At 73.0% G+C, this 22,542-nt stretch carries 22 protein-coding genes; 13 read left to right on the forward strand and 9 right to left on the reverse strand.

All coding sequences use genetic code 11. The features are described from left to right. Nucleotides 1-17 precede the first annotated feature (17 nt). Entirely contained in the window at nucleotides 18-638 is a 621-nt protein-coding gene (locus CFP65_RS09105; RefSeq protein WP_104815630.1) for a DJ-1/PfpI family protein, read from the forward strand. On the opposite strand, the gene CFP65_RS09110 is transcribed toward CFP65_RS09105, so the two are convergent. After that, a complete protein-coding gene (locus tag CFP65_RS09110; protein ID WP_104815631.1) occupies nucleotides 635-1,561 on the reverse strand; it encodes a LysR family transcriptional regulator in 927 nt (308 codons plus the stop codon). The genes CFP65_RS09105 and CFP65_RS09110 overlap by 4 nt on opposite strands. Nucleotides 1,562-1,634: 73 nt before the next feature. On the opposite strand from CFP65_RS09110, the gene CFP65_RS09115 reads away from it, so the two are divergent. Together CFP65_RS09115 and CFP65_RS09120 are read left to right on the forward strand one after the other, a co-directional pair. Then, nucleotides 1,635-2,060, forward strand: a complete 426-nt coding sequence (locus CFP65_RS09115) for a RidA family protein (protein ID WP_104815632.1) — start codon at nucleotides 1,635-1,637, stop codon at nucleotides 2,058-2,060. A 118-nt stretch (nucleotides 2,061-2,178) separates the two neighbouring features. Continuing rightward, nucleotides 2,179-3,351 (forward strand): tetratricopeptide repeat protein, encoded by a 1,173-nt coding sequence (locus tag CFP65_RS09120; RefSeq protein WP_104815633.1) that lies wholly within the window; start codon nucleotides 2,179-2,181, stop codon nucleotides 3,349-3,351. A 145-nt stretch (nucleotides 3,352-3,496) separates the two neighbouring features. Here CFP65_RS09120 and CFP65_RS09125 read toward each other — a convergent pair whose 3' ends face one another. Beyond that, on the reverse strand, nucleotides 3,497-4,165 hold the full coding sequence (locus tag CFP65_RS09125) for a TetR/AcrR family transcriptional regulator (RefSeq protein ID WP_371682389.1): 669 nt from the start codon (nucleotides 4,163-4,165) through the stop codon (nucleotides 3,497-3,499). A gap of 174 nt (nucleotides 4,166-4,339) precedes the next feature. Between CFP65_RS09125 and CFP65_RS09130 the strand changes: the two genes are divergently transcribed. Next, entirely contained in the window at nucleotides 4,340-5,203 is an 864-nt protein-coding gene (locus CFP65_RS09130; protein ID WP_104815635.1) for an alpha/beta hydrolase, read from the forward strand. 80 nt (nucleotides 5,204-5,283) lie between these two features. Here the strand turns inward: CFP65_RS09130 and CFP65_RS09135 are convergent, their stop codons facing one another. After that, a complete protein-coding gene (locus CFP65_RS09135; RefSeq protein ID WP_104815636.1) occupies nucleotides 5,284-6,312 on the reverse strand; it encodes an aspartate-semialdehyde dehydrogenase in 1,029 nt (342 codons plus the stop codon). Between the two features lie 67 nt (nucleotides 6,313-6,379). Further along, nucleotides 6,380-7,270, reverse strand: coding sequence for a dihydrodipicolinate synthase family protein (locus CFP65_RS09140; RefSeq protein ID WP_104815637.1), 891 nt, complete (start codon nucleotides 7,268-7,270; stop codon nucleotides 6,380-6,382). 167 nt (nucleotides 7,271-7,437) lie between these two features. Here CFP65_RS09140 and CFP65_RS09145 point away from each other — a divergent pair, with 167 nt between their 5' ends. The 8 genes from CFP65_RS09145 to CFP65_RS09195 all read left to right on the forward strand — a co-directional run bounded on the left by CFP65_RS09145 (nucleotide 7,438) and on the right by CFP65_RS09195 (nucleotide 18,863). After that, nucleotides 7,438-8,379: a LysR family transcriptional regulator gene (locus CFP65_RS09145; protein WP_104815638.1), complete on the forward strand. Its 942-nt coding sequence runs from the start codon at nucleotides 7,438-7,440 to the stop codon at nucleotides 8,377-8,379. Between the two features lie 86 nt (nucleotides 8,380-8,465). After that, nucleotides 8,466-8,981, forward strand: coding sequence for a SigE family RNA polymerase sigma factor (locus tag CFP65_RS09150; RefSeq protein WP_104815639.1), 516 nt, complete (start codon nucleotides 8,466-8,468; stop codon nucleotides 8,979-8,981). Between the two features lie 176 nt (nucleotides 8,982-9,157). Then, the gene (locus CFP65_RS09155) at nucleotides 9,158-9,754 is read left to right on the forward strand and encodes a hypothetical protein (RefSeq protein ID WP_158702104.1); all 597 of its coding nucleotides are present in this window, start codon (nucleotides 9,158-9,160) and stop codon (nucleotides 9,752-9,754) included. Between the two features lie 226 nt (nucleotides 9,755-9,980). Next, on the forward strand, nucleotides 9,981-12,377 hold the full coding sequence (locus tag CFP65_RS38805) for a PQQ-binding-like beta-propeller repeat protein (RefSeq protein ID WP_158702105.1): 2,397 nt from the start codon (nucleotides 9,981-9,983) through the stop codon (nucleotides 12,375-12,377). 113 nt (nucleotides 12,378-12,490) lie between these two features. After that, entirely contained in the window at nucleotides 12,491-16,039 is a 3,549-nt protein-coding gene (gene dnaE / locus CFP65_RS09180) for a DNA polymerase III subunit alpha (protein WP_104815641.1), read from the forward strand. Nucleotides 16,040-16,184: 145 nt separating this feature from the next. Further along, complete coding sequence (locus tag CFP65_RS09185) at nucleotides 16,185-16,751, forward strand: LemA family protein (protein ID WP_104815642.1); 567 nt, start codon at nucleotides 16,185-16,187, stop codon at nucleotides 16,749-16,751. Continuing rightward, nucleotides 16,748-18,262 (forward strand): DUF2207 domain-containing protein, encoded by a 1,515-nt coding sequence (locus tag CFP65_RS09190; protein ID WP_104815643.1) that lies wholly within the window; start codon nucleotides 16,748-16,750, stop codon nucleotides 18,260-18,262. Before CFP65_RS09185 ends, CFP65_RS09190 begins: the two co-directional genes overlap by 4 nt. An 88-nt stretch (nucleotides 18,263-18,350) precedes the next feature. Beyond that, on the forward strand, nucleotides 18,351-18,863 hold the full coding sequence (locus tag CFP65_RS09195; RefSeq protein ID WP_104815644.1) for a hypothetical protein: 513 nt from the start codon (nucleotides 18,351-18,353) through the stop codon (nucleotides 18,861-18,863). A gap of 28 nt (nucleotides 18,864-18,891) precedes the next feature. Here the strand turns inward: CFP65_RS09195 and CFP65_RS09200 are convergent, their stop codons facing one another. The 4 genes from CFP65_RS09200 to CFP65_RS09215 all read right to left on the reverse strand — a co-directional run bounded on the left by CFP65_RS09200 (nucleotide 18,892) and on the right by CFP65_RS09215 (nucleotide 21,324). Next, nucleotides 18,892-19,221, reverse strand: coding sequence for a hypothetical protein (locus tag CFP65_RS09200; RefSeq protein ID WP_104815645.1), 330 nt, complete (start codon nucleotides 19,219-19,221; stop codon nucleotides 18,892-18,894). 21 nt (nucleotides 19,222-19,242) lie between these two features. Beyond that, a complete protein-coding gene (locus CFP65_RS09205; protein ID WP_158702106.1) occupies nucleotides 19,243-19,950 on the reverse strand; it encodes a DUF4232 domain-containing protein in 708 nt (235 codons plus the stop codon). 336 nt (nucleotides 19,951-20,286) lie between these two features. Continuing rightward, the gene (locus tag CFP65_RS09210) at nucleotides 20,287-20,661 is read right to left on the reverse strand and encodes a DUF3052 domain-containing protein (RefSeq protein ID WP_104815647.1); all 375 of its coding nucleotides are present in this window, start codon (nucleotides 20,659-20,661) and stop codon (nucleotides 20,287-20,289) included. A gap of 6 nt (nucleotides 20,662-20,667) precedes the next feature. Beyond that, complete coding sequence (locus CFP65_RS09215; RefSeq protein WP_104815648.1) at nucleotides 20,668-21,324, reverse strand: dienelactone hydrolase family protein; 657 nt, start codon at nucleotides 21,322-21,324, stop codon at nucleotides 20,668-20,670. A 91-nt stretch (nucleotides 21,325-21,415) separates the two neighbouring features. On the opposite strand from CFP65_RS09215, the gene CFP65_RS09220 reads away from it, so the two are divergent. After that, nucleotides 21,416-21,619: a DUF4287 domain-containing protein gene (locus tag CFP65_RS09220; protein ID WP_104815649.1), complete on the forward strand. Its 204-nt coding sequence runs from the start codon at nucleotides 21,416-21,418 to the stop codon at nucleotides 21,617-21,619. Between the two features lie 30 nt (nucleotides 21,620-21,649). On the opposite strand, the gene CFP65_RS09225 is transcribed toward CFP65_RS09220, so the two are convergent. Further along, on the reverse strand, nucleotides 21,650-22,441 hold the full coding sequence (locus tag CFP65_RS09225; protein ID WP_371682390.1) for an ABC transporter permease: 792 nt from the start codon (nucleotides 22,439-22,441) through the stop codon (nucleotides 21,650-21,652). Nucleotides 22,442-22,542 lie beyond the last annotated feature (101 nt).

The following is a 22,542-nucleotide window of genomic DNA, read 5'->3' on the forward strand; positions in this document are numbered from 1 at the left end:
GTGGCTAGGCTGCGCGCATGGACATCGTGATCCCGCTCTTCGACAACTTCGAACCGCTCGACGCGATCGGGCCGTACGAGATCCTCGCGTACGTGCCGGGTGCGACCGTACGGTTCGTCACGGCCCGGCCCGGGCTGGTGCAGGACGTGTTGGGGTCGCTGCCGGTGCAGGTGGCGACCTCGTACGCCGAGGTGGAGCGGTGTGACGTGCTGCTGATCCCGGGCGGCGGCAGCTTCCTGACCATGTCCGCCGACCCCGAATTCCTCGACTGGGTACGGCGGATGCACACCGGCACCCGCTTCACCACCTCGGTCTGCACCGGCTCCCTGGTGCTCGGCGCGGCCGGCCTGCTGACCGGCCTGACCGCCACCACCCACTGGGCGGCCGTCGCCGACCTGGAGGCCCACGGCGCCACCTACTCCGCCGAGCGAGTGGTCCGCCAAGGCCGGATCATCACCTCGGCCGGCGTCTCCTCCGGCATCGACATGGCGGTGCGGCTGGCCGCCCTGCTCACCGATGAGGTGACCGCCCAGGCGATCCAGCTCTACACCGAGTACGACCCCCAACCTCCTTTCGACACCGGCTCCTTGGCCAAGGCCCCCGCCGAGGTGGTCGAACGGGCGCGAAGCCTCCGTTAGGGCCCGTCGCCCCGCAGGCGGGGGTTTGAAGACGGGCCCCAGCCGAGGGCCGCCAGCAGGTGGGCCACCAGCGGGTTCGGGTCACCGGTGCGCCAGGCCACGGCGACCCGGGTGTGGGCGGCGGGGGTCAGGCGGCGGCAGGCGACGCCCCGGAGCCGGATCCGGCGGAGGCCGGCCGGGGCGAGCGAGACGCCGAGGCCGGCCTCGACCAGGGCACAGACGGTGGGCCACTCCACGGCGTGTTGGGCGATCTGCGGCGTGAAGCCCGCCGCCGTGCAGAGGCCGGTGATCCGGTCATAGAGCCCCGGGCCGGCCTCGCGCGGCAGCAGGACGAACGGGTCATCCGCCAACTGGTCTACCCGGACCGAGACTTGGGCCGCAAGCGGGTGGCCGCGCGGCAGCACCGCGACCAGCGGCTCGTCCAGCACCGTCCGGAACTCCAACTCCGGCTCCGTGGCAGGCGGCTCGCGCAACAGACCGAGGTCGATGCCGCCCTCCCGCAGTGCGTCGAGCTGCGGCGCGCTGGTCATCTCCCGGATCTCCAGCGTGACTTCGGGGTGGCTGCTACGGAAGGTGTGCAGCAGCCCGGGCAGCACGGTCAACGCCAACGAGGCCGCGAACCCGATCCGCAGCCGCCCGGCCCGACCGCCGCCGACCGCCCGGGCGGCGGCCAGCCCGTCCGCCAACCCGCCGAGCGCAGTCCGCGCGGCGGGCAGCAGGGCCGCCCCGGCCGGGGTGAGCGCGACCCGGCCCGGGCCACGGCTGAACAGCGGGTACCCGACCCGCTCCTCCAGCCGCCGGATCTGCTGACTGAACGGCGGCTGGGCGACGCCCAGCCGGGCGGCGGCCCGGCCGAAGTGCAGCTCCTCGGCGAGCAGGAGGAAGGCGTGCAACTGCGGCAGCGGCAGTTCGGGTCGGTCCATATCCCTACAGATACCAGCTGATCGCCGATGGAGTATTGGACGTATCGCCGCCACCACGCCTAGCGTTCGACGCATGACGGCACCCGGCACCACACCCGACACCGCACACCCGGCCGCCCGGCGCGCCATCCTCAGCGGCTCCACCTTCGAGGACCAGATCGGCTACGCCCGGGCCGTGGTGGACGGCGACTGGGTGCACGTCTCCGGCACCACCGGCTTCGACTACGCCACCATGACCATCGCCGAAGGCGTGGTCGAGCAGGCCGAGCAGTGCCTGCGCAACATCGCGACCGCCCTGGCCGAGGCGGGCTGCACCTTCGCGGACGTGGTCCGGGTGCGCTACCTGCTGCCCGAGCGCGCGGACTTCGAGCCCTGCTGGCCCGCCCTGCGGGGCGCCTTCGGCGAGGTGCGGCCGGCCGCCACGATGATGGTCTGCGGGCTGGCCGACCCCCGGATGCGGATCGAGATCGAGGCCACCGCCCGGCGCCGGGCCGGCTAGAGCCTGCCGAGCGGCCGGCCGACTGCGCTCCCCGCACGGCCGTGCCCCTGCGGCCGAGGCGGACGAGCGGCCTCGCTAGGATCACCGCCACGTCGAAGGCCGGGTCAGGGGAGTGGGCATGTTCGCGGGATTGCGGAGTCGGGCGCGGGAGAGGGACCTCCGGCGGGCCGACCGCCTGCTCGCCGAGGGTCACCGCTTCGAGGCTGCGGCGGGCCGCGCACAGGCCGAACCGGCCTACCGGAAGGCGGTCGAGCTGCTCACCGCCCGCCTCGGCGGCGAGGCCTCGGCGACCCTGGCGGCTCGCGTCCGGTGGGCGGACACGCTCGCGCAACTCGCCCGGCGGGAGGAGGCGGCAGCCGAGCTGCGCGCCGCGCTCGTGCACTGCCCGGCCGTACTGGGCGAGGACCATCCGAGTACCTGCAACGCCCGGCGCAGCCTCGCCACCCTCCTGCTGCTCCAGGGTCACCCGGAGGAGGCGCTGGAGCTCACCGAGACCGTACTGCGCCGTCGTCCCGCACCGGACGTGCTCGGCCTGGCGGCCTGGGACGTCAGACTCCGGGCCCTGGGCTCCCTCGGCCGCCACCGGGAGGCCGCCGACGCGGCGCCGGCGCTGCGCGAGCGGCTGGCCCAGGCGTACGGCGCGGACGACCTCCGTACGCTGAAGATCGGCGCCGATCGGGCCCAACACCTGGTCCAGCTGGGCGAGTACGAGACCGCCGAGCACGAGTGCCGGGAGCTGATCGAGCTGCGCGGCGCGGTGGACCTGTTCCAACTGGCCGTCACGAACGCCCTCGTCCTGGCCCTCGTCGGCCTCGGCCGCCACGAGGAGGCCGAGGCCGCCGCCCGGAAGGCACTCACCCGGGCCGAGGGAGACGTCGGCATCTCGCTGGCCCTCGGCCTCGCCCGCAGCCTCCGTGGCAGCGGGCGCCACGAGGACGCCTGGCGGGCCGCTGCGGACGCCAAGGCGAAGTTCCTGCTCACCAACCCCCGCCCCGTCCTCGCCGCACCCGTGCACACCGTCCTGGCTCAGACCCTGCTCGGCATCGGCCACCTGCCGCAGGCCGAAGCCGAGGCCCACCGCGCCGTCGAACTCGCCGCCACCCACCTCACCCCCGCCCACCACAGCACGCTGGAAGCCGCCACCACTCTGGGCACCGTCCTCGCCGCCACCGACCGCCGCACCGAGGCCATCGAACACCTCACCCGCTGCGCCGCCGCCTGGCGCGAGCACTACGGTCCCGACCACCCCCGCACCCGCGCCACCGAAGCCGAGCTCGCCGCCCTGGCCTGACGGCCGCCGGGCCAGACCTGACCGGACCGACCACCTGAGGGCCCCACCGCAGCGGCGCGCCCGCCTCTCGGCCACCCCCGGCCCGGTCGCCGGCCCACCCCGTTCCGGGACGCCACCTGCCCGTTTCCCGGATGGCGATGCAGCGTCAGTCGAGCGACGCGGAGCCGAGGTCGGCGAGGCCGGGGCCCGCGAGACCGGGGTCGGTGGCTTCGGCGCGGAGGAGGCGGAGGGCGAGCCGGGCGGCGCGGTCGTAGGGGGTGGGGTCCTCGTGGAGGACGGCCTGCGAGTTGGCGGTCTCCAGGAGGGCGATGAGGGCGAAGGCGAGGTCGTCGAGGTCGGTGTCGGGGCGGAGGTCGCCGGCGGTGCGGGCCTCGGCCAGAGCGCCGCGGACGACCTCGTGCCAGGCACGAGCGGCAGCGGCGAGGGCGTCGCGGAGGGGGCCCGGGCGGGCGTCGAACTCGGCGGTGACGTTGAAGAAGAAGCAGCCGCCGGGGAAGACGCGGGCCCGCGAGTAGGCGAGCCAGCCGTCGCAGAGGGCGCGCACCCGGGCCAGGCCGGAGGCGGTGGCGGGGATGGGGGCCAGCACGGCGTCCACGAAGATCCGGCCGGCGGCGCGGACGGTGGCCAGCTGGAGCTCCTCCTTGGACCCGAAGCCGGCGAAGACCCCGCTCTTGCTCAGCCCCAGGTCGGTGGCGAGGCGTCCGATCGAGAGGGCGTCCAGCCCCTCCACGGAGGCGATCTCCACCGCGCGGCCCAGCACGGCGCGCCGGGTCTCCTCACCTCGCAGGATCCGCCCGTCCGTACGCGCGACCACCCCGGCCACCTCCGTTCACCAGCCTCGTACTGCCACCTGTCGTGTCCGCCAGGGTAGTCCCGCGCCGCTCCGACGCCGCACCGCACTGGGCATAAAACTGCACGAACGGTCGTGCTAATATTTCGATCGAGCAAGGCCACCGTTCCAGCACCACCCCGACCAGGGAGATCCGCCATGGACCCGGCCTCGGCACTGGTAAGCACCACCCTCAACACCACCTCGCACCTCGCACCCCGCCTCGCCGGCCGCGCCGCCTTCGAGCTCTTCCAGCGCCCGCTGCGCCGCAGCGCGCTGCGCCCGACCGAACGCGACACCCACCGGGAGGCCGTCCGCAGCGCCCTCGCGGTGAACGGCAAGCGGGTGGCCGTCTACCGCTGGGGCGACGGCACCCGGCCGGTGCTGCTAATGCACGGCTGGCGCTCCCGGGCCTCCCGGTTCGCGCCGTACGTGCCGAGGCTGCGCGCGCTCGGGCTGAGCCCGGTCGCCTTCGACGCCCCCGGGCACGGCGAGTCCGGCGGCCGGACCACCACCGTGCTGGAGTACCGGGCGATCGCGGAGCGGCTCCAGCGCGAGTACGGCGGGTTCGAGGCGGTCATCGCGCACTCCCTCGGCGTCGCCGGGGCCTTCCTCGCGCTGCGCGAGGGGGTGCGGGCCGAGCGGCTGGTCGCCATCGCCGGAGTGAGCGAATTCGCCTACCTGCCGGGGGCGTTCTGCGCCGGGCTGGGTCTCAACCGCCGGATCGAGGCCGATCTGCGGCACCGCATCGAGCACGAACTGTTCGCCGGCACCGCCGACCCGTGGCGCCGCTTCGATGCCGCCCACCGGCCGGAGCAGGTGCCGCTGCCGATCCTGGTGGTGCACGACGAGGGCGACCGGGTGGTGCGGCTCGACCACGCCCACCGCCTGGAGGCCGCGTACGGCGACCGGCTCCAGCTCCTGGTCACCCGGGGCCTCGGCCACCGCCGGATCGTCACCGAGCCGACCGTGGTCGACAACGCGATCGGCTTCCTGTCCGTCGGCTCGGCCCGCGCGGCCTGAGCCCACAGTCCCGAACGGCCCGGGTCCGCTGCTGCACAGGGGAGAGCAGCGAGCCCGGGCCGTTCGTCCGGCTCAGAGCGTCACGCCGAGAGCTCGGCCGCGACCAGCTCGGCGATCTGCACGGCGTTGAGCGCCGCGCCCTTGCGCAGGTTGTCGTTGGAGACGAACAGCGCGAGGCCGTGCTCGGCGGTCTCGTCCACCCGGATCCGGCCCACGAAGGACGGGTCCTTGCCGGCGGCCTGGAGCGGGGTGGGGATCTCGGAGAGCTCGACGCCGGGGGCGTCGGCGAGCAGCTCGTAGGCGCGCGCGGGGGTGATCGCGCGCTCGAAGTGGGCGTTCAGCTGGAGCGAGTGGCCGCTGAAGACCGGCACGCGCACGCAGGTGCCGGAGACCTTGAGCCCGGGGATCTCCAGGATCTTGCGGCTCTCGTTGCGGAGCTTCTGCTCCTCGTCGGTCTCGGCCGAGCCGTCGTCCACCAGGTTGCCCGCGAGCGGGACCACGTTGAAGGCGATCGGGCGCCGGTAGACGCCGGGCTCGGGGTACTCGACGGCCTCGCCGTCGAAGGTGAGCCGGTCGGCCTGCTCGACCACCTTGCTCGCCTGGGTGTGCAGCTCGGCCACGCCGGCCAGGCCCGAGCCGGAGACGGCCTGGTAGGTGGTGGCGACCAGGGTGACCAGGCCGGCCTCCTCGTGCAGCGGGCGCAGCACGGGCATGGCGGCCATGGTGGTGCAGTTCGGGTTGGCGATGATGCCCTTGGGGCGGTCCGCGATCGCGTGCGGGTTGACCTCGGAGACCACCAGCGGCACCTCGGGGTCGCGGCGCCAGGCGGAGGAGTTGTCGATCACCACGGCACCGGCCGCCGCGACCTTCGGCGCCAGCTCCTTGGAGGTCGCGCCACCGGCGGAGAAGATCACGATGTCCAGGCCGGTGTAGTCGGCCGTGGCCGCGTCCTCGATGGTGATCTCGCCGTCCTGCCACGGCAGCGTGCGCCCGGCCGAGCGGGCGGAGGCGAACAGCCGCAGCTCGGTGACGGGGAACTTGCGCTCCGCCAGGATGGTGCGCACCACGCCGCCGACCTGCCCGGTCGCTCCTACGATGCCGATCCTCATCAGTGCCACTCCTCGTGTTGTGCCGGTTCTAGAGCCTGTAAAGCCGCACGGAGCCCATCATGCCTGTTCAGGCGCCCAGCGCGGCGAGCCGGTCCAAGGCGTGGGCCACCGAGGCCCGCCCGGCGGGCAGCAGCGGCAGGCGGACGGCCGCGCTGGGCAGCCGGCCCTGGGCGTGCAGCACGCCCTTGATGACGGCGGGGTTCGGCTCGGTGAAGAGCGTGGCCGAGAACGCGGCGAGCGCGTGGCCGAGCGCCCGGGCCCGGGCCACGTCCCCCTCCCGCCAGGCCGTGGCCAGCTCGGCGAACCGGCCGGTGGCCAGGTGCGCGGAGGCCAGGATGCCGCCGGGGGCGCCGAGCGCGAGCAGCGCCGAGTAGTACGGGTCGTCCCCGGCCAGCACCGCGAAGCCCGCCGGGGTGTCGCCGAGCAGGTCGACCGTCGGCTGGTCGACCGAACCGACCGCGTGCTTGACCCCGATCACGCCGGGCAGCGCGGCGAGCTCGCGCAGGGTGTCGGCACCGATGCTCTGGCCGGTGCGGTACGGGATGTTGTAGACCACCAGCGGCACGGCGCTGGCGGCGGCCAGCTGCTCGAAGTGGGCCACCACCCCGCGCTCGCCCGGGCGGCTGAACGAGGGCACGGTGACCAGCGCCGCGTCCGCCCCGGTCAGCCCGGCGAGGGCCCGGGCCGAGGCGCGGGTGTCGCCGCTGCCCGCGCCGACGATCAGCGTGGCGCCGCGCTCCCGGCAGACCCGGCCGCACACCTCGACCACGGCGGCCCGCTCGGCCTCGTCCAGGGTGGCCACCTCGGCCGTGGTGCCGAGCGCGACCAGACCGGCCGCGCCCTCGTCGAGCACCGAGTGCGCCAGGGCCTCCAGCGCCTTGAGCTCCGGCTCGCCGAGGGCGAGGCTCTCGGCCGCGAACGGGGTCACCAGGGGCACGTACACACCGCGAAGTTCCATGCCGCCGAGCCTGCCGGGTGCTGACCCGCCAGGTCCAGTTCCGATTTCCGACGCTACTCGTAAGCAGAACCGATGCTCGGCTCCGGCGCGGCCGTCGAGGCGCAGCGGTTCCGGTACGCGGTGGGCACCCGGTCCGAGCAGAGACCGGCAGCTCCTAGGCTGGGCGCATGCTCGACGTACGCCGCCTGCGCCTGCTGCGCGAACTCGCCCACCGGGGCACCATCGCCGCCGTCGCCGAGGCGCTCTCCTTCAGCCCCTCGGCCGTCTCGCAGCAGCTCTCGGTGCTGGAGCGGGAGGCCGGGGTGGCGCTGCTCGAACGGACCGGGCGCCGGGTGGTGCTGACCCCCGCCGGGCGGGGGCTGGTGCGGCACGCGGAGGCGGTGCTCGAACGGCTGGAGCAGGCCGACGCCGAACTCGCCGGGGCCCGGCGCGGCCTGACCGGGCCGCTGCGGATCGGCACCTACCCCTCCGCCGCCCGCGCGATCATCCCGGCCACCCTGGCCGCCCTGGCCACCGCCCACCCGGGCCTGGAACCGATGGTCACCGAGGTCGACCCGGCCGGCGTCTCGGCCGCGCTGCGGGCCGGCGAGCTGGACGTGGCCCTGGTGCACGAGTACGACTTCGTCCCGCGCGAGCCCGAGCCCGGCCTGGACGGCGAGGCGGTGTTCACCGAGCGGATGTACCTGGCCGCCCCGGTGACCGCGCCCGGCGACGATGCGACCTCCGCCCCCGGGGCCACGCCCGGCGGGGGCGCCATCGCGGACCACCGGCACTCCGCCTGGATCACCGCGCCGCCCGGCACGCTCTGCCACGCGATGGCCGTCCGGGCCTGCCAGGCGGCCGGGTTCACGCCCCGGGTGCGGCACCAGATCGACGACTTCACCACCGTGTTGGCCCTGGTCGCGGTCGGCCAGGGGGTGGCGCTGGTCCCCCAGCTCGGCGTCGACTCGCCGCCCGCGGGGGTGCGCCTCACCGCGCTGCCGATGGCCCGCCGCACCGGCACGGCCTACCGCAGCGGAGCCCGTGCCCACCCCGCCGTGGCGGCCTTCACCGCCGCCCTGCGTGCCGCCCTCCCGCCCGGCCTGCGCGAAAACTCCGGTGACTCCTGATGGCCCCGTGACACCTAATGATCCGTCAACGCGTGTCGTTATCGGGGGGCGAGACCGTCGCCGCAGATCAGACGGGGGTTCGGGGCATGGACGAGGCACGGGACTTCGAGGAGTTCGCAGCCGACAGCGCGCGGCGGCTCTTCCACGTCGCGTACCTGATGTGTGGGGACTGGCACCGGGCGCAGGACCTGGTGCAGACCACACTCGCGAAGATGTACGGCATCTGGGGCAGACTGCGCCGGAACGAGGACGACCCGACCCTGCACGCGTACGCCCGCAAGGTGCTGCTGCGCGCCTACCTGTCGCAGCGTCGGCTGCGCCGGGAGACCGAGCTGGTGGTGGCCGAGCCCGGCGACTACCTGCCCGCCGCCGGGGTCGGCACCTCGCCCGACCTGCGGCTCACCCTGATCGCGGCGCTGCGCGAACTCCCGCCGCGCAACCGGGCGGTGGTGGTGCTTCGCTACCTGGAGGACCACAGCCTGGAGGCCACGGCCGAGATCCTCGGGTGCAGCGTCGGCGCGGTGAAGAGCCTGAGCAACCGCTCGCTCACCAAGCTCCGGGAGATCCTCGGCGAGGACCGGGAGCTGCTCTTCCATGACTGATCCCGGGCGCACTCCCGTCCTCTCGGACACCCGCCCCGACCCGACCCGTCCGACCCTGCCCTGTCCTTACCTCACCCATCCGCATCCGCATCGGATCCGCCCGATCGACCCGATCCGTGCGATCCGTGCGATCCGCCCGATCCGCCCGACCCGTGCGAGCCTGAGGAGCCCCGGCCGTGGAGCTTGAAGACCGACTCGGCGCACTGCTCGGCGAGAGCGTGCGCGAACTGCCCGTCCCGGTGGCGGTGATCGTCGCCGAATCCACCCAGCGGGGTCGCCGGCACCGCAGTCGGCGGCGGGTCGTCCAGCTGACCGGCGCCGCACTGGCCATGGCGGGGCTGGTCTGGGTGAGTTCGTCGATCGACCTGCGGCGCCCGCCCGCCGATCCGGCGGTCAGCGCGGCCGGGGAGAACGTGCTCGGCACGCTGGCCGAACTGCTGCCCAGCGGCGCCGACCTCCGCGAGGTGGCGGGCCCGGCCGGCACCGACCAGGGGCTGACGGTGCGCTACGACAACGGGCTGACCCCGGTCACCCTCACCGTGGAGCTGACCCCCGGCCCGGGCTGCCCCGAGGGGCTGGACTGCCAGACCACCCGGTACTCGGACGGCACCACCGAGACGGTCGAGCGGCTCACCGACGGCTACCGCGTCCGGGCCCACCGCCCGGGCGGCACCGAGGTGCAGCTGACGGTCCGTCCGTGCGCCGACGCCCTGCCGCTCTGGCGCCAGATCGCGGCCAGCCCGCGCTGGGGCGCGACGGTGCCGCTGCACTGACACCGGTTCACTGACGCCGATGCCGCTGCACTCATGCCAGTACCGCTGCGCCGATGGACGGCGCCGCCGCACTGACGGGGCGTGACTCCCCCGTTCCGGGTGCTACCACTCGGGTGGCACCACCAGTGCGGAGCGGTTTCGGCGGGCCGTACGATCTCGGTCAACCGGCGCTTCTCCGCCCGTACGGCGGTCCGGTGGCGCCGCACCGTCACGGGGGAGTATCGCCATGTCAGTCCAGCCGTTGGAGTCCACCGACCCCGAGAGCGTCGGCCCGTACCGTCTGCTCGGCAGACTCGGGGCCGGCGGCATGGGCCGGGTCTATCTGGCCCGCTCGGCCGGCGGCCGGACGGTCGCGGTCAAGGTGGTCCGCGCCGAGCTCGCCGAGGACCAGGAGTTCCGCGACCGGTTCCGCCGCGAGGTGGCCGCCGCCCAGGCCGTCAGCGGGGCATACACCGCGCCCGTGGTGGACGCCGACCGGGACGGGGCGGTGCCCTGGCTAGCCACGGCGTACGTGCTCGGGCCCTCGCTGGCCGAGGCGGTCGCCGCGCACGGCCCACTGCCCGCCGACTCCGTCCGCGCGCTCGGCACCGGCCTGGCCGAGGCGCTGAGCGCGATCCACGCGGCGGGCATCGTGCACCGCGACCTCAAGCCGTCCAACGTGCTGCTGGCCACCGACGGCCCCCGCGTGATCGACTTCGGCATCGCCCGGGCCCTGGAGGGCTCCCGGCTCACCAGCACCGGCCTGGTGGTCGGCTCGCCGGGCTTCATGAGCCCCGAGCAGGTCAGCGGCGCGGCCCCGGTCGGGCCACCGGGAGACGTGTTCGCGCTGGGCGCGGTGCTGGTCTACGCGGCCACCGGGCAGGGGCCGTTCAGCGCCGATTCGGATTCGGCGGCCGCCCTGCTCTACCGGGTGATCCACGACGCGCCGCAGCTCGACGCCGTCCCCGAGGCGCTGCGCCCCGCCGTCACCGCCTGCCTGGCGAAGAACCCGGCCGACCGCCCCTCCCCCGCCGAGCTCGCCGCCCTGCTCGGGGCCGGCCAGCAGCTCACCCGCGCCACCTGGCTCCCGGCCGAGCTCTCCGCCGAGATCGCGTCCCACGCGGCCGAGGTGATGGACATGGAGACCCCAGCCCGGGGCAATCCCGCCGCCGACCCGCGCGCCCCACACCACTCCCCCACCGCGACCAGCCACGCGGCGCTCCCGGCCGACGGCACCATGAAGCTCGGCGCGGCGGCCCCCGCCGCCCCGCCCGGCTTCGGTCCCGCCCCCGAGGGCTTCGGCCCGCCCACGCCCCCGTCTGCCGCCCCGGCTCCGGCCACCGATCAGCGGCCCGCGCAGTCCTCCCGCCGCGGCCTGCTGATCGGTGGCGGAGTGGCCGTGCTCGCCGCCGTCGGCGGCGGCCTCGCCTGGGCGCTCACCGGCGATCCGAAGCAGCCCTCCCCGCCGCCGTCCCCGACGGGGAAGCCCACCACCCCCGCCTCCCCCACCGCCACCAGCGCCCGGCCCCGGACACCCGGGGTGGCGCCGCAGCCGATCTGGTCGAAGACCATCACCGTCAGCCGCGGCCTCGGCTCGGCCATGCCGGTCTGCTCGGACGGCCTGGTCTTCTTCGGCGGCGACGGCCTGGTCGCCCTCCAGCTGAGCGACGGCACCCAGCGCTTCAACAGCCCCGACGCCTCCGCGGGTTACCTCGCCGTGGCGAGCGGCATCGTCTCGTACGGCATGATCACCGACCTGGTGACGGCCGACTCCGCCACCGGCTCGGTGCTCTGGAAGTTCGACGCGACCAAGACGGCCGCCGGTGCCAAGGAGCAGATCGCTCCGGACAAGGTGCTCGCCGCCGACGACCACCTGATCTACGCCACCTGCTCCTTCGTGCCGCTCGACCAGTACGGCCTCCCCGACAGCGGCCAGTCGACCCCGGGCATCATGGCGCTCGACCGCAAGAGCGGGGCGGTGGTCTGGAGCCAGCGCCGCAAGGCCAAGGCCGACAACTACGTGGCCTCCGTGCTCTCCGCGGGCACGATCCTCTACACCGACTCGCAGAAGAACCTGGTGGCCCGGTCCACCAAGGACGGCTCCCAGAGCTGGTTCGCCGACACCGACGACCGGGGCAGCTACTACCAGCCGGTGGCGGACGGGCAGCGGGTCTACTGCTCGGTGGCGGGCAACGGGCTGCAGGCCGTGACCATCGCGGACGGCAAGCAGGCCTGGGCCAAGACCAAGCCAGCCGGCAGCAAGTACTGGTACAGCCCCGCCGCGGTGGGTGACGGCGTGGTCTACAGCGTGTTCGGCGGCCAGTCCTTCACCCTCCCCGGCATGACGTACGCCCCGGCCACCAACCCGGTGCTCTACGCCTACGACGCGGCCCAGGGCACCGAGCTGTGGAAGCTCGAGCTGCCGGACGAGGCCGCGATGGCCGTCTCCCCGGTAGTGGTCGGCACCACCCTCTTCGTGGCCACGCCGAACAAGGGCGTCCACGCCGTGGACACCAAGGCCCGCAAGGTGATCTGGACGTTCCAGACCGGTCTGAGCGACGCCCTCGACTGGCAGCTGGCCACCGACGGGAAGATACTCGTGGCCGCCCAGGGCACGCACGTCTACGCCCTTCCGGCGGTCTGACCCGGCTACCCCCACGAGGCCCGTGGACACCCGTAGACGCGAGACCGTCCTCGGGCCTCACCCGCGTTAGGGTGGACGCTTCAGTCCGCCCCATCCCCGAGGAGCAGCGCCCCGTGGCCGACAGCTTCGTCCATCTCCACGTGCACACCGAGTACTCGATGCTGGACGGGGCCGCGAAGAACGGCAAGCTCTTCGCGGAGGCCGAACGGCAAGGCATGCCCGCGATCGCGATGAGCGACCACGGCAACATGTTCGGCGCGTACGAGTTCTACCACGCGGCCCAGAAGACCGGCGTGAAGCCGATCATCGGCATCGAGGCGTACGTCGCGCCCGGCTCGCGGTTCGAGAAGAAGCCGGTCTTCTGGTCGCCCGGCGGCCAGCGCCCGACCAGCAGCGACGGCGAGGGCGGCAAGGACGTCTCCGGTGGTGGCCGCTACACCCACATGACCATGTGGGCCGAGAACGCGACCGGTCTGCGCAACCTGTTCAAGCTCTCCTCGCTCGCGTCGATGGAGGGTTACTACATGAAGCCCCGGATGGACCGCGAGCTGATCGCGGCCAACTCCACGGGCATCATCGCGACCACCGGCTGCCCCTCCGGCGAGGTGCAGACCCGGCTGCGGCTCGGCCAGTACGAGGAGGCCGTCAAGGCCGCCGCCGCCTACCAGGACATCTTCGGCAAGGAGAACTACTTCCTGGAGCTGATGGACCACGACCTGTCCATCGAGCGCGACGTCCGGGACGACCTGCTGAAGCTCGCCAAGCACCTGAACATCCCGCTGCTGGCCACCAACGACTCGCACTACGTCACCGCCGACCAGGCGGACGCCCACGACAGCCTGCTCTGCGTCGGCGTGGGCAAGAACAAGGACGACCCGAACCGGTTCAAGTTCAACGGCTCCGGTTACTACATCAAGACCCCGGAGGAGATGCGCGAGCTCTTCCCCGACCACCCGGAGGCCTGCTCCAACACGCTGGCGATCGGCGAGCGGATCGGCTCCTACAAGGAGGTCTTCGACTACGTCGACCGGATGCCGCAGTTCGACGTGCCGGAGGGCGAGACCCAGGCCTCCTACCTGCGGCAGAAGATCGCAGCCGGCCTCAAGCACCGCTACGGCGACAACCCGAGCCAGGAGGTGCTCGACCGCGTCGAGCTGGAGATGGGCGTCATCACGCCCATGGGCTTCGACGCGTACTTCCTCGTGGTCGCCGACATCTGCCAGTACGGGCGCGACAACGGCATCCCGGTCGGCCCCGGCCGTGGTTCGGCGGCAGGCTCGATGGTCGCCTACCTGACCGGCATCACCCAGCTCGACCCGCTGGAGCACGACCTCCTCTTCGAGCGGTTCCTCAACCCCGAGCGCATCAACCCCCCGGACGTCGACATCGACTTCGACGACCGCCAGCGCGACCAGATGGTGCGCTACGTCACCGAGAAGTACGGCGCCGCCTACACCGCCCAGGTCAACACCTTCGGCACCATCAAGGCCAAGGCCGCCGTCAAGGACGCCAACCGCATCCTCGGGTACCCCTTCTCGATGGGCGACCGCATCACCAAGGCGATGCCGCCGGACGTGATGGGCAAGGGCGTGCCGCTGGCGGATCTCTTCAACGAGAAGCACCCTCGCTACAACGAGGGCACCGAGATCCGCACCATGTACGCCAACGAGCCCGACGTCAAGAAGATCATCGACACCGGCCTCGGCATCGAGGGCCTGATCCGCGGCACCGGCGTGCACGCCGCCGCCGTCATCCTCTCCTCGACCCCGCTGCTCGAACTGATCCCGCTGCACATGCGGGACAAGGACGGCGTGATCATCACCGGCTTCGACTACCCGTCGTGCGAAGCCATGGGTCTGATCAAGATGGACTTCCTGGGTCTGCGGAACCTGGGCATCATCGACCACTGCATCAAGATCGTGAAGTCCAACCGGGGCGTGGACGTCGACATCGAGAAGATCCCGATCGACGACCCGACCACCTACCAGCTGCTCGCCCGCGGTGACACCCTGGGCGTGTTCCAGCTCGACGGTGGCCCCATGCGCGCCCTGCTCAAGCTCATGAAGCCCACCGAGTTCGCCGACATCTCCGCCGTCTCGGCGCTGTACCGCCCGGGCCCGATGGGCATGAACTCGCACACCAACTACGCGCTCCGCAAGAACGCCCAGCAGGAGATCATCCCGATCCACCCCGAGCTGGAGGAGCCGCTCAAGGACGTCCTCGGCCCCACCTACGGCCTGATCGTCTACCAGGAGCAGGTGCAGCGAGCCGCCCAGGTGCTGGCCGGCTACTCGCTCGGCCAGGCCGACCTGCTCCGCCGCGCGATGGGCAAGAAGAAGAAGGAGGTCCTGGAGAAGGAGTTCGTCCCCTTCCACGCGGGCTGCAAGGAGCGCGGCTACTCCGACGAGGCGATCCAGGCGGTCTGGGACGTGCTGGTCCCGTTCGCCGGGTACGCGTTCAACAAATCGCACTCCGCCGCCTACGGCCTGGTCTCGTACCAGACGGCCTACCTCAAGGCGAACTACCCCGCCGAGTACATGGCCGCCCTGCTCACCTCGGTCGCGGACGACAAGGACAAGATGGCCGTCTACCTGGCGGAGTGCCGCCAGATGGGCATCAAGATCCTCTCCCCCGACGTCAACGAGTCCGTGGTCGACTTCACCGCCGTCGGCTCCGACGTCCGCTTCGGCCTCAAGGCCGTCCGCAACGTGGGCGTCAACGTCATCGAGTCGCTGATCAAGACCCGCAAGGAGAAGGGCAAGTACACCTCCTTCGCGGATTTCCTCGACAAGGTCGAGCTGGTCGCCTGCAACAAGCGCACCATCGACTCGCTGATCAAGGCCGGCGCCTTCGACTCGCTCGGCCACACCCGCCAGTCCCTGGTCGCGGTGCACGAGAACGCGATCGACGCCGTCACCGGCCTCAAGAAGCAGCAGGCCATCGGGCAGGACGACCTGTTCGGCGCGATGGACACCGGGGCCGACGCCCCCGCGATCGGCCTCGACTTCGAGCTGACCGACCGCGAGTGGCCGCGCAAGCAACTGCTCAGCCTGGAGCGGGAGATGCTCGGCCTGTACGTCTCCAGCCACCCGCTGGACGGCGCCGAGCACATCCTGGCCCGCAACCGCGACATCTCCATCGCCGAGCTGCTCGGCTCCGGCCGCACCGAGGGCGAGGTCCGGCTCTCCGGCCTGATCACCAACGTCGACCGCCGGATCAACAAGGCGGGCAACGCCTGGGCGATCATCACCCTGGCCGACCGCGACGGCTCCGTCGAGGTCCTCTTCTTCCCGGCCACCTACAACCTGATGGCCGACCAGATGGTCGAGGACAACGTCATCTCCGCCCGCGGCCGGCTCAACGAGCGCGACGGCTCGCTCTCCATCTTCGGCCAGGAGATCACCACCCTCGACATCTCCTCCGCCGAGCACGGCGGCAAGCCGCCCATCCAGATCACCATGCAGGCCGCCAAGGTCGAGTCCAAGGTCATCCGCGAGCTCAAGCGCTCGCTCAAGGCCCACCCCGGCGACGTCCCGGTCCGCCTGCTCACCACCAGCCGCCAGAAGGACGTGCTCTACGAGCTCGGCTTCCTGGTCGACAACAACACCGCCTTCGCCAGCGAGATCAAGACCCTCCTCGGCCCCTCCGCCTGGACGGTCTGACCCGCCCGCCGCCGCTCATATCCTCCCGGCCCGCTCGCGGGCCGGGAGGATATTCGGTGAAGACTTCCCCGCCGCTGCCTCTAAGATCACCCCCGACCTACCGGAAACGCCGGATCACCAGGTCGTTTCCTTGGAGGGGGCACCCGTGGGCCTCGTTGTCGTCGGCATCCTCGTCGCACTGCTCGTCCTGCTGCTGTGGTCGGTGGTCCGCACCTACAACCGGCTGGTCCGGCTGCGGAACCAGACCCAGGCCTCCTGGGCGCAGATCGACGTCCAGCTCAAGCGCCGGCACGAGCTGATACCGAACCTGGTCGAGGCCGCGCGCGGGTACGCCGGGCACGAGCGGTCCACCTTCGAGACCGTGGTCGCCGCCCGCGGGGTGGCCACCGGGGCCGGGCTCGACGTGACCGGCACCGCCTCGGCCGAGCAGGCGCTGACCGCCTCGCTCGGCAAGCTGCTCGCCCTCGGCGAGAGCTACCCGCAGCTCAAGGCCGATCGCCACTTCGCCACCCTGCAGACCGAGTTGGCCACCGCCGAGGACAAGATCGCGTACGCGCGGCAGTTCTACAACAGCGCCGTGCAGAGCTACCACACCGCGCTCGAGGGCTTCCCGGGCAATCTGGTCGGCAAGCTCGGCGGCGGCCACGGCCACCGCGAGTACTTCGAGGCCGGCTCCGCCGCCGAGGCCCCGGTGCGGGTGAACTTCGCATGAGCGTGGACGCCACCCTCTACTGGAGCGGCGCCGGCCTGGTCGCGCTCTGGTTCGCCCTCTTCGGCCTCGCCCTCGCGGCCACTCGCAACGGCACCGTCCGGCCCGGCCCCGCCACCCAGGAGTTCGGCCCCGAGCCGGAGCCGCCCGCCGTGGTGGCCCTGCTGGCCAACCGCTGGCACTCCTTCGACCACGCCGCCGCCGCGACCCTGCTCGACCTCGCCGCCCGCGGCCTGGTCGAACTCCGCCAGCCCGGTGACGACCCGGGCCAGACCACCGTCCACCGCACCGCCAAGGAGGCCGAGCGGCTCACCCCGTACGAGCAGCGCGTGCTCGGCCGGGTCACCGACCAGGCCCGTGAGAACGGCGCCCCGATCGGCGCCATCGCCTTCCGCTCCACCGAGCGGGCGAGCTCCTGGCACACCGCCTTCCGCAAGGACGTGCTCGCCGAGGCCCGCCGCCGCGGCCTCTCGCGGGCCCGGTTCGGCCCCCTGCTGGCCGGCGCGCTGCACCTTGCCGCATTCGCCCCCGGCGTGCTGCTCGCCCTCGGCGTCATCGCCGGCGGGCACAACATCCGCGCCGCCTTCGTGGTCGGCGCCGTCCCCACCATCCCGCTCAACTACCTGCTGGCCCGGGCGATCGGCGAACGCGCCACCCCGCTCGGCCTGGAGCGGGCCGGCCACTGGGCCGGCGTCCAGGCCTGGCTGCGGGCCCACGAGGACTTCGCCCAGCTGCCACCGGCCTCGGTCACCGTCTGGGACCGCTACCTCGGCTACGGCTCCGCGCTCGGCGTCACCACCCTGACCACCCGCCTGCTCGGCTTCGACGCGGGCGACAAGCGCCGGGTCTGGTCCTCCTACGGCGGCGCCTGGCGCCCGGTGCGGATCAGCTACCCGCGCCTGCGGCCCGCCTTCGGCGCCTCCCCGGCCCAGCTGCTCCGCCAGGCCGGCGCGGCCGCCGTCGTCGCCGTCGGCCTGGTCCTGTTCGTGACGCTGCGCCGGCCCGAGTGGGCCGTCACCACCGGCGACGTGGGCCACTCCATGCGGCGGGCCGGCCTGCTGCTGTCCTTCGGCTGGGTCGTCATCGGCCTGCTCGCCCTGGCCGTCGCCAGCCGCTTCCACCGCTGGACGCTCTTCCTCGCCTTCCTGGCCCTGATGCCCGGCAACTTCGCCAGCGGACACGGCTGGCTCCGCGACGGCCTGGCACACCGGGGCCCGCTGCTCGGTGAGAGCATCGCCATCGGCTGCGCCCTCCTGCTGGCCGCCGCCTACCTCATCCTCGCGGCCCTCGAGCGCCGCACCCCCCACACCGTCACCGGCGAGGTCCTCCGCCTCGAGCCCCGCGCCAACCCCAGACTCCCCCGCTACCTCGCCCTCGACCCCGGCACCACCGACCGCACCACCGCCTGGGCCCTCCCCGCCGACGCCCCACCCCTCCCCCCGGGCAGCATCGTCCGCCTCACCGTCTCCCCCAACACCCGCGTCATCCGCTCCGCCGAACCGGTCGCGGCCTGAGCGGCCGCACCTGCGGATTCACCCGCGAGCTACGGGGGTCGAGGCTAGGATCCGGGGATCGGAGCGGGACGGCGGACGGAGCCAGGGCATGGACCACGAGGACGAAGCCGAGCTCAAGCGGGCACTCGGCATCCGGTCCTGGCGGAACCTCTCCAAGGAGAAGGTGGTCAGGTTCGCGGCCGCGATACCCGACGTGGGCACCGAGGTGCGCCTGAAGATCATCGAGCAGTTCCCCGCCTTCAAGGACCTCGCCAAGGGCTCCGTGGACGCGGTCCGACAGGCACACCAATCGACGGTCGACGCCAACGAGACGAGCCAGGACCACTTCCACCGGGCGTCCCAACAGCAGCGGGACGCCCTCAAGACCGATCTCGACCGGGACGACCTCAGCTGGGAGCAGCGGCAGGTCCTCCACGAGCGCTACCGGGAGAACGTGCAGCAGGAGTACCGGAAGGACAGCGAGTCCAAGAAGTTCCTGGAGGCGGGGCTCAGGACGGTGGCGGTCGGCGCCGGTGCCGCGCTCGCCCTGGGTGCGGCCTTCGTCGGCGTCAAGGTGCTCGGCGAGGCCAAGGACGGCTCGGGGGACTCACCGGGCTCCTAGAGCGCGACCGGCCGGCCCTGGGGCGTGGTCAGTCCCCGATGAACTGCAGGTAGCTGCCCGGCGTGGCCGCGCACTGGGCGAGGAGACCGTCGAGATCGAGCAGGGCCGCCCGCTGCCGCCCGTCGGCGCAGTCATCGACCAGGGCGGCGACCTCCCGGCGGGCGGCTTCGGCCTCCTGCTCGTTGAACAGGGTGTCGCCGTACGGGTCAACCCAGCCCAACTTGCCCGAGCCGTGGCGGTCCAGGGAGCTCAGCGCATGGGCGAGTGCCTCGCCGTACGCGTAGGACCCGCGGAGCAGGGTGGCCCGTGACGAGCCGCGGCCGGGGCGGGCCGAGTGGAGTTCGAGTTCGATGCCCATGGTCCACCGATGCTCCCACGGTCAGTGGCGGACGACCGGCTCGACGAAGAGGGTGTCGGTGCCGCGGGCGTCGTTGCCGGCGGCGAGGGAGGTACCGGGCCAGGCGATCTTGAAGGAGTGGGTCTCGCCGGGCGGGGTGATGGTCATGGTGGTGACCGGGTCGCCGTTGTGGCCCTTGGGGGCCGGGCGGTACCAGACGGTGGCCTGGGCGAACTGGTTGAAGGCGAGGGTGACGGGGGCCGCCTGGCCCCGGCCGCGCGGGACGGAGGTGGAGCCCTCGCTGATCGCCAGGTCGATCCCGGGGAAGCCGTTCAGGACGCAGGCCTGCTGGGACTTGTTGTAGAAGGACACCGTGACGGAGACCAGGTCCGGCAGGGGCGGGGTCGCGTTGCCCACCGAGTTGGAGATGACCAGGCTGTCCGTGGTGCAGGCGGCGGTGCCCGGGATCTTGGCCGGCGTGGTGCCGTCGCCCTGGGCCTTGACCGGCGAGGCGGTCACTGCGGTCTTGCCGGCGGAACCGGTGGTGCCGGCCGAACCGCCGGCCGAACCGCCGGTGGAGCCCGGGGCGGCGCTGCCGGCCGCGGCCGGGGCGCCTGCGGCGGCCGCCGCGCTGCTCGGCGCCGAGACGGCCGCGCCGCCGTCGGCCGGCTTGTCGTCCTGGCAGGCCGTCAGCGCCAGACCCGTCACGACCAGCACCGCACCTGCCGCAAGGGCACGCTGAACACGCATCTGAGAATCTCCCCGAGAGTGGTGGCGCCGCGAACTCCCCGTCGCGGCCCCTGAAGCGTCACACAGCCGGGAAGCGCCGGTCCACCGCTCCAGGCCGCTGGGGACAGAGCTGTGACGGTGTCCCGGTTCTGTCCCAGAGCCCTGTCGCATGCGACCTGACCAGGCACGATGGCCGTACACCGCCACTTACGGCCACCCCTTGCCCGTCCGTGCCGGACCCGGTTGCGCGGAGGTGCACCGGGCCCCACGGCGACCGGGCAGCCAAAACTGCCCACCACCGGTCACCGGGGGCAGCCGACGCACCGTCGGCCCGTCCGACCCGCTGCTCAGCGCAGCTCAGCGCAGCTCGCGCCGGATGACGAACCGCAGGCCGCTGTAGGTGTCGTCGATCGCGCAGACCTTGTTGTCGACCAACCCGGTCGGCAGCAGGACCGCCCGGATCACGTCCTCGCCGAGGTCGGTCGGGATCCGGGCCGCCTTCTTCGGCCAGGCGATCCAGAGCCCGGCGGCCGGGCGCATGCAGGAGCGGAACTCGCCCAGCCGGTCGGCGAGTTCGGCGCGGTCGGCCGGGTACCAGAGGGCCACGTCGAAGGGGACGAGGGTGCCCCCGAACGGCAGGTCGAGCGGCGGCGTGCCGCCGATGACCACCACCTCGCTGTCGGGCCCGATGCCGAGCTTGCGGGGCAGCGGGGTGGCGGAGTACCCGGCCACCGGGCGTCAGCCGTCGAGCCCGGTGTCACGCCCGGTGTCACGCCCGGTGTCACGCCCGGTGTCACGCCCGGCGTCGAGTTCGGCGTCGAGTTCGGCGAGGAAGTCGAGGGCGACGGCCCAGGTGCGGTCGGCGGCCTCGGCGTCGTAGTCGGGCAGCTCGGGGTCGGTGAAGAGGTGGCCGGCGCCCCGGTAGCGGTGGACCTCCACGTCCGCGCCGATCTTGAGCATGTTGAGGTACCAGGCGTTCAGCCAGTCCTCCGGCTCGAACGGGTCGGGCTCGGCCACGTGCAGCTGGACCGGGATGGTGGTAGCCGCGTCCTCGCGGATGTCGGAGGTGCCGTGCAGGAGCAACAGGCCGAGCGCCTTCTCGTCGGCCAGCGCGAGGTTCTGCGCGAGCGCGCCGCCGAGCGAGAAGCCGGCGTAGACCAGCGGGGGCAGGCCCGGCGCGAGCAGCGGGGCCACGGCGGTGACGGCGCGTCGGAGCAGCTCGTCGGAGGTGACCTCCTCGCGGTACTCCTGCCCCTCCTCCACCGTGTCGAAGACCTTGCCCTCGAAGAGGTCCGGTACGAGCACCTGGTGCCCGGCCTCGCGCAGGCGCTCGGCGGCGGCGTGCACGGCGGGCCGCAGGCCGTACGCGGAGTGGAAGAGGACGATCTGAGCCACGGGTGTTCCTTCACTGACGGTCAGGGGCGGTCTCCATCATCGCTCATGAGGCCCGGAAGCGATTGTCAGTGGGGCCGGGCAGGATGCAGTCATGACCACTTCCGTGAAGGGCCCCGCCAGCTATTTCCCGTCCATCGAGCAGAAGTACGGCCGTCCGGTCGCCGAGTGGCTGGAGCTGATCCGCTCCGCGCCGCTGACCAAGCACATGGAGCTCGTCGGCTGGCTGAAGGCCGAGCACGGCCTCGGTCACGGCCACGCCAACGCCCTCGTCAAGCACGCCCTGACCGAGGCCTGACCGAGGCTTGAGCAGAAGCTGCACCGAGCCTCAGGACACCACGTCCTTGCGGGCGAAGCCGCGGAAGGCGAGGGCGAGCAGCACCACGGCGTACGAGACCGAGAGCGAGGCGCCCTGGATCATGCCGCCCCACTCCAGCTGCGGTTGGAGGGCGTCGGCCCAGGCGTACTGCCAGTGGGCGGGGAGCCACTCGCGCAGCGAGCCGAGCGCGGTGATCGCGTCCAGCACGCCGGTGATGATGGAGAGGAAGACGGCCCCGCCGACGGCGCCCAGCGGGGCGTCGGTCGCGGTGGAGAGCCAGAAGGCGAGCGCGGCGATGACGAGCTCGCTGAGGAAGACGAAGGCGACGGCCAGGGCCAGCCGGGGCAGCGCCTCGGTGGCGGAGAGGCTGCCGCCGGTGGGCAGCCGCAGGTCGCCCCAGCCGTAGGCGGCGGTGCCGACGGCCAGGCCGACCAGCGGCAGCAGCACGATGGCCGCCGCCGAGAAGGCCAGGCCGACGGTGAACTTGCGGGCCAGCAGCCGGGCCCGCGGCACCGGTGCGGCCAGCAGGTACCGCAGGGACGACCAGCTGGCCTCGGCGGCCACGGTGTCGCCGCAGAACAGCGCCACCGGGATGACCAGCAGGAAGCCGGTGCCCATGAAGAGCAGGGTGGCGGCGAAGTTCGGGCCGGAGGCGGTGGCCAGCTCGATGAAGGTGGTGCGGTCGGCCCGGCCGGGCGTGCCGCCGATCTGGAAGGCCAGCAGCACGATCACCGGCAGCGCGGCCAGCACCCCTCCGATCACCAGCGTCCGCCGCCGTCGGAGCTGACGGACGGCCTCCACCCGCAACGGCAGGGTCCGCCCGGCCCGGTACCCGGGCGCGCCGGCGAGCCCCTCGGTACCGACAGGACCGACAGGACCAACAGGACTGCCAGAGCCGCCAC

The sequence above is a fragment of the Kitasatospora sp. MMS16-BH015 genome, from assembly GCF_002943525.1.
Lineage (GTDB): Bacteria > Actinomycetota > Actinomycetes > Streptomycetales > Streptomycetaceae > Kitasatospora.

What these genes read in the sequence shown, in the direction of transcription:
- CFP65_RS09135 (WP_104815636.1), bottom strand. Translation starts at nt 6,312, where the DNA reads ATGAGGATCGGCATCGTAGGAGCGACCGGGCAGGTCGGCGGCGTGGTG.
- CFP65_RS09220 (WP_104815649.1), top strand. Translation starts at nt 21,416, where the DNA reads ATGACCACTTCCGTGAAGGGCCCCGCCAGCTATTTCCCGTCCATCGAG.
- CFP65_RS09150 (WP_104815639.1), top strand. Translation starts at nt 8,466, where the DNA reads ATGGACGAGGCACGGGACTTCGAGGAGTTCGCAGCCGACAGCGCGCGG.
- CFP65_RS09130 (WP_104815635.1), top strand. Translation starts at nt 4,340, where the DNA reads ATGGACCCGGCCTCGGCACTGGTAAGCACCACCCTCAACACCACCTCG.
- CFP65_RS09145 (WP_104815638.1), top strand. Translation starts at nt 7,438, where the DNA reads ATGCTCGACGTACGCCGCCTGCGCCTGCTGCGCGAACTCGCCCACCGG.
- CFP65_RS09115 (WP_104815632.1), top strand. Translation starts at nt 1,635, where the DNA reads ATGACGGCACCCGGCACCACACCCGACACCGCACACCCGGCCGCCCGG.
- CFP65_RS09205 (WP_158702106.1), bottom strand. Translation starts at nt 19,950, where the DNA reads ATGCGTGTTCAGCGTGCCCTTGCGGCAGGTGCGGTGCTGGTCGTGACG.
- CFP65_RS38805 (WP_158702105.1), top strand. Translation starts at nt 9,981, where the DNA reads ATGTCAGTCCAGCCGTTGGAGTCCACCGACCCCGAGAGCGTCGGCCCG.
- CFP65_RS09120 (WP_104815633.1), top strand. Translation starts at nt 2,179, where the DNA reads ATGTTCGCGGGATTGCGGAGTCGGGCGCGGGAGAGGGACCTCCGGCGG.
- CFP65_RS09190 (WP_104815643.1), top strand. Translation starts at nt 16,748, where the DNA reads ATGAGCGTGGACGCCACCCTCTACTGGAGCGGCGCCGGCCTGGTCGCG.
- CFP65_RS09105 (WP_104815630.1), top strand. Translation starts at nt 18, where the DNA reads ATGGACATCGTGATCCCGCTCTTCGACAACTTCGAACCGCTCGACGCG.
- CFP65_RS09110 (WP_104815631.1), bottom strand. Translation starts at nt 1,561, where the DNA reads ATGGACCGACCCGAACTGCCGCTGCCGCAGTTGCACGCCTTCCTCCTG.
- CFP65_RS09140 (WP_104815637.1), bottom strand. Translation starts at nt 7,270, where the DNA reads ATGGAACTTCGCGGTGTGTACGTGCCCCTGGTGACCCCGTTCGCGGCC.
- CFP65_RS09200 (WP_104815645.1), bottom strand. Translation starts at nt 19,221, where the DNA reads ATGGGCATCGAACTCGAACTCCACTCGGCCCGCCCCGGCCGCGGCTCG.
- CFP65_RS09195 (WP_104815644.1), top strand. Translation starts at nt 18,351, where the DNA reads ATGGACCACGAGGACGAAGCCGAGCTCAAGCGGGCACTCGGCATCCGG.